This window comes from Modestobacter sp. VKM Ac-2983, from assembly GCF_026967885.1.
Lineage (GTDB): Bacteria > Actinomycetota > Actinomycetes > Mycobacteriales > Geodermatophilaceae > Modestobacter.
Genome location: NZ_JAPVBK010000004.1, coordinates 266183 through 277074, shown reverse-complemented (window position 1 = coordinate 277074; position 10892 = coordinate 266183). Strand labels below are relative to the sequence as shown.

The 10892-nt window shown below is 72.6% G+C and carries 9 protein-coding genes; 4 read left to right on the top strand and 5 right to left on the bottom strand.

Annotated features, from left to right (window positions below):
- From O2W18_RS18550 to O2W18_RS18540, 3 genes are read right to left on the bottom strand one after another with little or no spacing between them, the layout of a single operon-like run.
- Positions 1–1359 carry an ABC transporter substrate-binding protein gene (locus tag O2W18_RS18550; protein WP_269188913.1) on the bottom strand — a complete coding sequence of 453 codons (1359 nt, stop codon included), beginning with the start codon at positions 1357–1359 and terminating at the stop codon, positions 1–3.
- A gap of 56 nt (positions 1360–1415) precedes the next feature.
- The gene (locus O2W18_RS18545) at positions 1416–2276 is read right to left on the bottom strand and encodes a carbohydrate ABC transporter permease (protein WP_269188912.1); all 861 of its coding nucleotides are present in this window, start codon (positions 2274–2276) and stop codon (positions 1416–1418) included.
- Between the two features lie 19 nt (positions 2277–2295).
- The gene (locus O2W18_RS18540; protein ID WP_269188911.1) at positions 2296–3261 is read right to left on the bottom strand and encodes a carbohydrate ABC transporter permease; all 966 of its coding nucleotides are present in this window, start codon (positions 3259–3261) and stop codon (positions 2296–2298) included.
- 414 nt (positions 3262–3675) lie between these two features.
- Between O2W18_RS18540 and O2W18_RS18535 the strand changes: the two genes are divergently transcribed.
- Genes O2W18_RS18535 through O2W18_RS18520 form a run of 4 tightly spaced genes read left to right on the top strand, consistent with a single transcriptional unit; the run spans position 3676 to position 7979 of the window.
- Positions 3676–4857: a Gfo/Idh/MocA family protein gene (locus O2W18_RS18535; protein WP_269188910.1), complete on the top strand. Its 1182-nt coding sequence runs from the start codon at positions 3676–3678 to the stop codon at positions 4855–4857.
- A gap of 2 nt (positions 4858–4859) precedes the next feature.
- Positions 4860–5777, top strand: coding sequence for a PmoA family protein (locus O2W18_RS18530; RefSeq protein WP_269188909.1), 918 nt, complete (start codon positions 4860–4862; stop codon positions 5775–5777).
- Positions 5774–6871, top strand: a complete 1098-nt coding sequence (locus O2W18_RS18525) for a LacI family DNA-binding transcriptional regulator (RefSeq protein WP_269188908.1) — start codon at positions 5774–5776, stop codon at positions 6869–6871. The genes O2W18_RS18530 and O2W18_RS18525 overlap by 4 nt, the downstream gene beginning before the upstream one ends.
- A gap of 19 nt (positions 6872–6890) precedes the next feature.
- Complete coding sequence (locus tag O2W18_RS18520; RefSeq protein ID WP_269188907.1) at positions 6891–7979, top strand: M24 family metallopeptidase; 1089 nt, start codon at positions 6891–6893, stop codon at positions 7977–7979.
- Positions 7980–8021: 42 nt separating this feature from the next.
- Here O2W18_RS18520 and O2W18_RS18515 read toward each other — a convergent pair whose 3' ends face one another.
- Positions 8022–9362 (bottom strand): pectate lyase family protein, encoded by a 1341-nt coding sequence (locus O2W18_RS18515; RefSeq protein WP_269188906.1) that lies wholly within the window; start codon positions 9360–9362, stop codon positions 8022–8024.
- A 142-nt stretch (positions 9363–9504) separates the two neighbouring features.
- Positions 9505–10815, bottom strand: coding sequence for a methyl-accepting chemotaxis protein (locus O2W18_RS18510; protein WP_269188905.1), 1311 nt, complete (start codon positions 10813–10815; stop codon positions 9505–9507).
- Positions 10816–10892 lie beyond the last annotated feature (77 nt).

The following is a 10892-nucleotide window of genomic DNA, read 5'->3' as shown; positions in this document are numbered from 1 at the left end:
TCACGCGATGGCCGACTCGACCTCGGTGATGAACTGCTCGGCGGCGTCCTCCACCGAGATCTGGTCGAACAGGATCTGCTCGGTGTAGCGCTGCAGGATGGCCTGCACCTCACCGGCGCCCTGCGGGGGCAGCGCCGGCGGCTCCTGCAGGTCCGGGGTGATCTCCTCGACGAAGGCCACCGCGGCCTGGCCGGGAGCGTCCAGGGTCGGGGCGATCTGGTCGCGCAGCTCGGTGTTCACCGGGAGGCCGCGGTCGGCCTTGATGATGTTGACCGCGTCCTCGGAGTTGATCAGCCAGTCCAGGAGCATGGCTGCCTCCTGGGGGCTCTCGCAGTCGCTGCTGATCGCCCAGAACATCGCCGGCTTCAGGTACATGCCGGTCTCACCGTCCCCCTCCGTGGTGGGGAACTTGCGGAACTCCAGCTCGGTGCCGGCCCCGGCGGTCAGCGCCGGCAGCTCGTTGGTCCACCAGAAGCCGGAGGCCCCGGCACCGGTGGCGACCAGCGCCTGGTCGACCCCGCCGTTGAACACCTCGACGGTGGTGGACGGCGGCGGCTCGGCACCGGTGGTCGAGGCCTCCTTCTCGATGGCCCACCAGTCGGCCAGGGTCTCGGCGGTGAAGCCGATCTCGCCGTTCTCGTCGAACAGCGCCTCACCCTGCTCGCGGGCGTAGACCTCGAAGTTGGTGTCGCCACCGTTGAGGCCCATCGCCTGCATGCCGTACACCTGGCCGCCGGTGGCCTCGGTGACCTGGGCGGCGGTGTCGACCATCTCGTCCCAGGTCCACGACTCGCCGTCCGGCACCGGCACCCCTGCGGCGGCGTAGGCCGCGGGGTCGATGACGACGGAGAAGGCGTTCACCCCGGTGGGGATCGCGTAGGTGGCGTCCTCGACCGCACCGGTCTCGGCGACGTTCTGGTCGAGGTTGCTCGTGTCGATCGTGCCGTCCTCGATGTACGGCGTGAGGTCGAGCAGCGCGCCACGGTCGGCGTACTCCCGGACGTACCGGGTGTCCTGCTGCATGAGGCAGGGCGCGTCGCCGCCGGCGGTGCTGGTGGCCAGCCGGTCCCAGTAGTCGGCGAACCCGGTGAAGTCGCCCTCGATCGTGACGCCCTCGTTCTGCGACTCGTAGAGGTCGATCAGCTCCTGGGTGGCGGCGTGTCGGGTGTCGCTGCCCCACCACGACATCCGCATGGTGACCGGCCCGTCGTCGCGCGTCGTGCCACCGTCGGCGGCTGCGCCGCCTCCGTCGTCGCCACCGCAGGCCGCGGTGGTCAGCAGCAGCCCGAGGACGCCGCCGGTGACGCCGATGCGGGTGGGCCAGGGCGTACGCGCCCCATTGCTCCGGTTCGTGTGCACGTTCCTTACCTCCTTGTAAGTGCTGCGTGAGCTGTCGGGTGAGCTGTCGGGTGTCGTCACTTGAGCCCCGTGGTGGCGATGCCTCGGACGAGGTAGCGCTGGCCCGCGAGGAAGAAGCCGAAGACCGGCGCCAGGGCGACGATCGACATGGCGAAGACCGGACCCCACGGCGTCTGGCTCGTCGCGTCGACGAACGTCCGCAGGGCGACCGGGACGGTGTACATCTCCGGGTCGGTCAGGAAGATCAGCTGGCTGAAGAAGTCGTTCCAGGTCCAGATGAAGGTGAAGATGGCCGTGGTGGCCAGGGCCGGCACCGACAGCGGGATCACGATCCGCCAGAAGATGGCGAAGTGCCCGCAGCCGTCGATCCGGGCGGCCTCGTCCAGTTCCAGCGGGATGCCCCGGATGAACTGCACCATCAGGAAGATGAAGAAGCCGTCGGTGGCCAGCAGCTTCGGCACGATCAACGGCCAGTACGTGTTGATCCAGTCGAGCTCGGCGAACAGGATGTACTGCGGCACGATCACCACGTGGATCGGCAGCATCATCGTCCCGAGCATCACCGCGAACCAGAACTTCTTGAACCGGAAGTCCAGCCGTGCGAACGCATAGGCCGCCGCGGAACAGGCCAGCAGGTTGCCGATGATCGAGCCGACGACGATGACCAGCGAGTTCCAGATGTAGTGGCCGAAGTCCCGGGGCAGCGCCGTCCAGCCCTCGGGGTAGTTCTCCGTGGTGACCCGCTCGGGGATCAGGCCGGTCTGGCTGAAGATGTCCTCGGTGAACTTGAACGAGCTGGAGAGCATCCACAGCAGCGGGTAGAGCATGAGCAGCGCACCGAGGATGAGCACGGTGTGCGCCAGCCAGCGTGGCCGCTGCTTCTTCTTGCGGTCGGGCAGCTTCTCCGTGGCAGCCACAGGGGGGGCCACGGTCAGGTCAGTCGCCATAGAACACCCAGTACTTCGCTGCGATGAAGTTGATCGCGGTCAGCCCACCGACGATGAGCAGCAGGAACCAGGCCAGCGCCGAGGCGTAGCCCATGTCGAAGTTGCCGAAGCCGCGCTGGTAGAGGTAGAGCGTGTAGAAGAGCGTCGAGTCCGCCGGGCCACCCGTGCCGCCGCTGACGATGAACGCCTGCGTGAACGTCTGGAACGCGTTGATGGTCTGCAGCACGAGGTTGAAGAAGATGATCGGCGAGAGCAGCGGCAGCGTGACCTGCACGAACTGCCGGACCTTCCCCGCGCCGTCCAGGGACGCCGCCTCGTAGTACATCGTCGGGATCTGCCGGAGCCCGGCCAGGAAGATGACCATCGGGGCGCCGAACGTCCAGACGTTCAGGATGATCAGCGTGCCGAGGGCGTAGTCGGGGTCGGACACCCAGCCGGGCGGGTTCTCGAAGCCGACGAACCGCAGGACGCCGTTGAGCAGCCCGTCCGAGCCGAAGATCTGCCGCCACAGGATGGCGATCGCGACGCTGCCGCCGATCAGCGAGGGCAGGTAGTAGACCGACCGGTAGAGCGCCAGGCCGCGCAGGCCGCGATCCAGGATCATCGCCAGGAACAGTGCGAACGCCAGCTGCAGCGGCACCGAGACGACGACGTAGATGAACGTGACCTTCAGCGACTGGTAGAACCGCGGGTCGTCGAACATCCGCTGGAAGTTGTCCAGCCCGATCCACTCCGGCGCGCCGATGAGGCTGTAGTCGGTGAAGGACAGGTAGGCGGAGGCGGCGATGGGACCGGCGGTGATGAAGAGCAGGCCGGCGAACCACGGGGCCAGGAACAGGTACGGCGCGAGCCGGCCGGACCTCCGTCTCCGTGCACGGGAGGCAGCACGGCTCGCGCCCCCGGGAGCCTCGCCGTGCGAGCGTTCGCGCGGCGGGACGTCGAGCGTTGACGACACGGGCTCTCACCTCTCTGTGCAGCTCGTCGGACCTCGTCGTCCGGTGCGTCTGGTGTGCAGTGGGTCACACGTTCGGTAAGCGCTTTCTAGACCCTCGTCCGGGACCCTGTCAACGCTCGGCGAGGGAGCCCTGACCACCCGGCTGCAGCTGTGCGCTGCCTCACAAGTGGGTAAGCGCTTTCTACTCGGGGCCACTCCGTGATGTCAACGAGTCGACTTCGACCGGCCGGTCACGAAAGCGCAACGATGCCTCGCACGCGGCTCTGACCTGGCTCTGGGCCCTTGTCGCCGAGGTCGGCGGTCGGCGGGACCGGGCGCGCCCCTCGGCAAGCCCTTTCCCGAACACGCCGGTCTGGTTACGCTCGGCCCCCGTCGGCGACCGCGCCGACGCCTGGCTCGATCAAGGGGGATCACGTGCCAGAACTGTCCGAGCTCCCCGGCCGGGTGGTGCTCGTCGGCGCCCACGGCCACGGTCGCTGGCACCTGCAGAACCTCCGCCGGCTGGCCGCCGCCGGCGATGCCCAGCTGGTCGGGATCTGCGACCCGCGGCCGCTGGACGACGAGCTGCGCGCACTGGCCGGCGACGTCCCGGTCGCCGCCTCGCTGGACGAGCTGCTCACCGCGACGAGTCCCGACGTGACCATCATCTGCACGCCGATCCACACCCACACCGACCTGGCCCTCACCGCCGCCCGGGCGGGCAGCGCGGTGCTGCTGGAGAAGCCGCCCACCCCGACGCTGGCCGAGTTCGAGCGGCTGGTCGAGGGGGTCGAGGCGACCGGCGCGGCCTGCCAGATCGGCTTCCAGAGCCTCGGCTCCGCGGCGATCGGCCGGGTGCGCGCCCTGGTCGATGCGGGCGCCATCGGCACGGTCCGCGGTGTCGGCGGTGCCTGCGCCTGGGTCCGGGACGCGTCCTACTACGGCCGCGCGAGCTGGGCCGGGCGGCGCAGCGTCGACGGGGTGCCGGTCGTCGACGGCGCCCTGACCAACCCCTTCGCCCACGCGGTGGCCACCGCCCTGGCGTTGACCGGGGCCACGCACGCCGGCTCGCTGGAGTCGGTCGAGGTGGAGCTCTACCGGGCCAACCCGATCGAGGCCGACGACACCTCCTGCCTGCGGATCCGCACCGCTGACGGGCAGGTGGTGGTCATCGCCGCCACGCTGGCCGCGGAGCACCCCCGGGACCCGGTGCTCGTCGTGCACGGCAGCGCCGGGCGGATCACGCTGTCCTACAAGACCGGCGAGGTGCGGTTGCAGGGCGACGGCGTCGACGAGACGACGACGCACACCGGTACCGACCTGCTCGAGGACCTGCTGGCCCACCTGCGCGACCGCAGCCGGCCGCTGCTCGTCCCGCCCGCAGCGACGCGCTCCTTCATGGAGGTCGTGGAAGCGGTGCGCTGCGCCCCGGACCCGGCGGAGATCCCGGCCGGGCACCGGCGGGCCGAGGGGGAGGGCGCCACCGCCCACCAGGTCGTACCCGGCGTCGACGCGCTGGTCGACCGGGCCGCCGAGGAGCTGCGGCTGTTCTCCGAGCTCGGCGCCCCCTGGGCCCGCTCACCGGCAGTGCGGCAGCCGGCCGCCGTGGGCAGCTGACCATGGCCCTCAAGACCCTGCACCAGGGCCACGTCCCGGACGAGCCGTCGCCGGCCGGTAGCGCGCTGGCCACGCTCACCGTGGCCGGCACCGTCGTCGCCACCTGCTGGGACGGCGCCGGGCTGCCCGGCGTGCTCGCCCCCCGGCCGTTCCTGCACCCGGTCACCACCCTGAGCGGGGTCCCGGTCACCGACGCCCAGCCCGACGACCACCGCTGGCACCTCGGCGTCTCGGTCACCCTGCAGGACGTCGGCGGGGCGAACATCTGGGGCGGCCGCACCTACCTGCGGGACCAGGGGTACACCTGGCGGGCCGACCACGGGCGCCAGGTGCACACCGGCTGGGCGGCACAGGCACCCGACGGCTTCCGGGAGACCCTCGACTGGCAGGGGCCGGACGGGCGCACGCTGCTCACCGAGGAACGCACCGTGCGGGCGGCCCGGGCCGCCCTCCCCGGCGCCTGGAGCCTCCAGCTCACCACCACCCTGCACAACGCCACCGACGCCCCGCTGGAGCTGGGCAGCCCCGCCACCAACGGGCGCAGCGGCGCCGGCTACGGCGGGCTGTTCTGGCGGTTCCCCCCGGTGACCGGGGCCCGGGTGTGGAGCCCGGACGCCGAGGGCGAGGACGCCGTGCACGGCTCCAGCGCGGCCTGGGTGGCCCTCGCCGCCACCGGCCCGGCGCCGTTCACCGTGGCGCTGGCCGGCGCCGACGAGGCCACCCGGGCCGATCCCTGGTTCGTCCGTGTCGACGACTACCCCGGGCTCGGCTCCCAGCTGGCCGCCGAGCACCCGGTGCGACTGGCCGCCCGGGAGGCGACGACCCGCAGCTTCCGGGCCCTGGTGGTCGACGGGACGCCGGACACCAGCGCCATCGGGGATGCGCTCGCGGGCGGACCGGGCCAGGGTGGACCGCGATGACCGCTGCTCGGGAGAGCCCGACCGGCCGCCGGGCCACGCCGGCCGGTGGCGACGGCCCCACCGCCGTCCGCCGGAGCGGCCCCGTGCTGCTCGCCGAGGTCGCTGCGCACGCCGGCGTCTCGCTGGCCACCGCCTCCCGGGTGCTCAGCGGCAGCCGCTCGGTCGGGGAACCCCACCGCGGGCGGGTGCTGGCCGCTGCCCAGGAGCTGCGGTACACGCCCAACGCGCAGGCCCAGGCGGTCGCCCGCGGAGCCAGCAACGTGGTGGGGCTGATCATCCACGACGTCCTGGACCCCTACTTCTCCAGCATCGCCGGTGGGGTGATGCGGCAGGTGGAGGAGCGCGAGCTCGTGGTCTTCCTGGCCAGCACGCACAGCGACGTCGACCGCGAGCTGGAGTTCGTCCAGACCATGCGCTCCCACCGGGTGCGGGCGCTGATCATCTGCGGCAGCCGCACCACCGACCGGGTGCACAACGAGCGCCTCGCCCACGAGCTGGAGGGGTACGCGGCGGCCGGCGGCCAGGCCGCGGTGATCAGCCAGGACCGGCTGGGCACGCACGCCGTGGTGCCGCAGAACCGCTCCGGAGCCCGCGCCCTGGCGCGGGAGCTGTGCCGGCTGGGCCACCGCCGCTTCGCGGTGCTCGCCGGCCCCCGAGGGCTGCTGACCTCCCGCGACCGCCTGATCGGCTTCCGGGAGGGGCTGACCGCCGAGGGCGTCGACGTCGCCGACCTGCAGGTGCTGCACGGTGAGTTCACCCGGGAGGGCGGGGAGAGCCTGGCCGCCGAGCTGATCGCCGCGGGACCGTTGCCGACCTGCGTCTTCGCGGTCAACGACGTGATGGCGCTCGGCGCGCTGGCCGCCTTCCGGTCCGCCGGCGTGCGGGTGCCCGAGGACGTCTCGCTGGCCGGCTTCGACGACATCGCCCCGCTGCGCGACGTCGTCCCCTCACTCACCTCGGTGCACCTCCCGCTGGAGGAGATGGGCGCCCGGGCGGCCCAGCTGGCGCTGGACACCGAGCCCCAGACCACGAGCCAGGCCGTCAAGGTCCGCGCCGAGGTGGTGCTGCGGGACAGCACCCGCCGGCTGCCCTGATCACCCACCGGAGGACACCGTGCACGACCTGAACCGACCGTCGGCCGCCGATCGGGCGGTCAAGCGCGAACGCGTGCTCGACCTGCTGCGCCGGACCGGGCACGAGCGGCTGGTGCTCACCTCGGTGGGCTCGCTGTCCTGGTACCTGGACGGTGCCCGGCCGGCCGTCAAGCTGTCCGCCGAGGACGGGGTGATCGCCGTCGTGGTCGACGCCGCCGGGGACACCGCGTTCGTGCCGAACAACGAGGCCGAGCGGCTCGCCGCCGAGGAGCTGCCCGCCGACGTCCGGGTGCAGGTGACCAACTGGTGGGCACCGCTGCTCGGGCCCGACCTGGCTCCGGGCACCCCGGGGGTGCTGACCGAGGCCGACCCGGTCGCCGCGGAGGGGCTGCGAGCTGCCCGGGCGAGCCTGCTCCCGGTCGAGACCGAGCGGTACCGCCGGCTCGGCCGGGACGCCGCCGAGGCGCTGACCGCGACCGCACTGTCGCTGGCGCCCCGGACGACCGAGCGCGAGGCGGCGGCCCGGCTCGGCGGTGAGCTGATCGCCCGCGGGGCCGAGCCGTTCGTCGTCCTGGTCGCCGGGGAGGCGCGGCTGCCCTTCCGGCACGCGCTGCCCACCGACGGGGTGCTCGGCCGGCGGGTGATGCTCGTCGTGTGCGCGCGGCGGCACGGGCTGATCGCGAACGCGACGCGGTGGGTCGCCCTGGCGCCGCCGTCCGCCGCCGAGGCCGATGCGGACGCGCGGATCCGTGCGGTGGAGACGGCGTTCCTGGCCGCCTCCACCCCCGGGCGCCCGCTCGGCGAGGTCTTCGCCGCCGGCGCGAGCGCCTACGCCGACCAGGGCTTCCCGGCCGACGAGTGGACCCGGCACCACCAGGGCGGCCCGACCGGCTACTGGGGGCGCGACCCGGTCGCCACCCCGGACAGCGCGGTGCGGCTGGTGGCCGGGCAGGCCCTGGCCTGGAACCCGTCTGCCCCCGGGGTGAAGATCGAGGACACCCTGCTGCTGGGCGAGGGCGGCCTGGAGGTGCTCACCACCGACGGCCTGTGGCCGACCACCCGCGACGAACTGGGGCTGCAGCGACCGGAGGTCCTGGTCCGCTGCTGAAGGTCGCCCTCCCCGCCGGACCGGCGGGGAGGGCGACCGGGCTCAGCGGAGGCGGCCGGAGCCGGCCTTGACCCGCACCAGCGCGGGCACCGCGGGGGTCGGGTCGATCCGCTCCACGAACGTGGGCGTCCAACTCACCGTCGTCGGGACGTCGGGGTCGTTGGCGGCGTTGTAGGCCTCGACCAGGCTGGTCCGGCGCGGCCAGGAGCGGCCGCTGCTGACCAGCGTCCCCGACTCGTCCACGCCCGTGCCGTCGAGCGCATCACCGCGCCAGTCCTCGACGAAGGACGCCGGGTCGACCCCGGGGGCCAGCTGGACGAAGTTGTTGTCGGCGACGATCTCGGCCTCCACGCCGACACCCCAGCTGTACTGGTAGGTCTCCGGGTCCGAGACGACGTACCAGTTGTTGTAGACGTGCACGTCGCCGTAGCGCACCCGGGGCGCCCGCTGGCCGATGTCCTCCCACAGGTTGTGGTGGAAGGTGACCCGCAGCCGGCCGCGGTCGGCGACCCGGCTGTTGGAGGAGCCGACGAGGTTGGTCTTGTCGTGGTCGCGGAACTCGTTCCAGGAGACGGTGACCAGGTCCGTGGAGTTGGTGATGTCCAGCAGGCCGTCGTGCACCTCGAACTTCTGCCCGTACACGACGGGCAGGGCCTCCGGCGGGTTCTGCCCGTCGTCGAAGGTGTTGTGGTCGACCCAGACGTGGGTGGACTCGGCGAGCCACAGGTTGTCGTAGGCGGCGTTCCAGGCACCGGCGTCACCGTCGGTCGGGTCCCAGGCGGTGAAGCAGTCGTAGGTGTCGGACAGCCGGAGGTTGCGGACGATGACGTTGTCCGAGCCGCGCACGGTGAGCGCGGCACCGACGATGCCGGCGTCCCGGCCGACGCCGACGATGGTGACGTTGGAGCCGACGTACTGGCGCACCTGGGCCTCCTGCACGTCCGCAGAAGCCGCCCGGGCGTCCTCCAGCGGGCCGGTGGGCTCGGCCTCGGTACCCCACACCTCGGGCGCATAGGCCGCGATGTAGTCGGCCATGTCGAAGCCCTCGACCTCGTAGGCCGCGCAGTCCACGGCGCCGTCGGCGGTGCGCAGCTGGGCGTCCAGGACGCCGTGGACGTGGACGACCCGCGGCGTGGTGTCCCCCCGCGCCGCGTCGCCACCGAGGGCGGCGCGGAACTCCTCCCACGTACGGACGTGGAACACGTTCTCCGGGGCGGCGGTGGACCCGCCGGTGGTGCCGCCCTCGGCGGCGGCCCAGCCGTCCTGCGGGCCGAGCACCTGCCGGCCGATGTCCTTGCCGTGCGCGGAGGCAGCAGTCGGGGCGAGCGTGACGGCCAGGGCTCCGGCCGCGGTGACGATCAGCGTGCGACGCAGTGCGCGCATGTCACTCCAAGATCTCGAAGGCTGCGGGAAAGCGGTTTCCCTCGTGAGGCGCGTCACGTTAACGGCGCCCTCGAGACGGTGTCAAGACGTCCGAGACGACTCGCCAGTACTCGAGCTGGTCACCTCGGCGTGTCCGGCCGGGTCACATCCCGGAGACGAGGCCCCGCAGGTCCGCGGCCATCCGGGCGGCCTCCCGGGACGCCCCGCTGATCGCCTCCTGCGCCTGCGCCGACGAGGCGTTCTGCTCCTCGACCGCAGCCGCGATCGTCGTCTGGGCGTCGACGACCCCCCGGATGACCTCCTGCACCCCGTTCAGCGCAGCACCGGCTGCGGCGACGTCGCCGCGGACGGCGTCGACCACCCGCCGGATCCGCTCGGTGGCCTGGGCGGTCTCCGTGGCGAGGTCCTTGACCTCCCCGGCGACGACGGCGAAGCCCTTGCCCGACTCACCGGCGCGCGCCGACTCGATGGTGGCGTTGAGGGCCAGCAGGTTCGTCTGGTCGGCGATGCTGGAGATGCTGCCGGCGATCTGGTCGATCTCGGCCATGGTGCCGGCCAGGCGCTCGACCGTGGCGGCGCTGTCCCGGGACTGGAGGCTGGCCTGGTTGGCCGTCGATGTCGCCTGGCACGCCGCCGCGGCGATCTCGCCGATCGCCTCCCGCAGCCCCACCATGACCTCGGTGGCCACGCCGACGTTCGCGTCGAGCCGTTGCCCGGCGCCGAGCAGCCCGGCCAGCTGCTCCTGCTGGGCGGCCGCGCGGTCGGCGCGCTCCCGGAGCCGGTCCGCCGCCTCCTCCGCCACCCGGGCCCGCTCCTCGGCCAGTTCCTCCTGGGCCGCCACCTGGGCGGCCAGCTGCTCCTCGGCCAGCTGCTGCTGGGCCTGCCGGGCCCGCTCGGCCTGCTCGGTGAACTTCCAGCCGTAGGCCAGGAACGTCGCCTCGGCCAGCAGGAACACCGCGTGCAGCAGGGCGAAGAGCACCGGGTCGGCCTGGGCCTCGGCGGTGGAGAAGACCGACATGGGCATGGCCAGGCTCATCACCGCGTGGTGCACCGCGACGAAGACGACGGCGAGCAGGAACGGCACCCACGCCTGGTACAGGGCGACCAGGGCGAGGACGACGTAGAACCAGATGTGCAGGTCGGTGAGGCCGCCGCCGACGTGCACGAGGACGTCGGCGCCGACCATGAGGCCGACGGCGACCGCACTGGACCGGGCGACCTGGCCGCCCAGCACGTGACCCAGCACCAGCAGCACGGCGAGCACGGCCAGCTGCCCCCACAACAGCCACCCGCCGACGCCCCGGACCAGCCCGATGCCGGCCAGCACGGGGAGGTGCGCGGCGAGCACCAGGGAGATCACCCGGTGGCGGGCCGCAAAGCTCGCCTCGTCCAACCGGACACCGCGCGGCAGGAACGGGACACGCGCGGGGGCGCCGGTCGACGTCGTCGTCATGCTCAGACATCGGCATCGATGGTGCGCGATCAAGTCGACCGCTGCGAGTTGGGTCGGGCACAACGGGGCAGGGTCTG

Excerpts from the sequence above, each read along its gene's own strand:
- O2W18_RS18530 (WP_269188909.1), top strand. The coding sequence starts at position 4,860 with ATGGCCCTCAAGACCCTGCACCAGGGCCACGTCCCGGACGAGCCGTCG.
- O2W18_RS18525 (WP_269188908.1), top strand. The coding sequence starts at position 5,774 with ATGACCGCTGCTCGGGAGAGCCCGACCGGCCGCCGGGCCACGCCGGCC.
- O2W18_RS18515 (WP_269188906.1), bottom strand. The coding sequence starts at position 9,362 with ATGCGCGCACTGCGTCGCACGCTGATCGTCACCGCGGCCGGAGCCCTG.
- O2W18_RS18510 (WP_269188905.1), bottom strand. The coding sequence starts at position 10,815 with ATGACGACGACGTCGACCGGCGCCCCCGCGCGTGTCCCGTTCCTGCCG.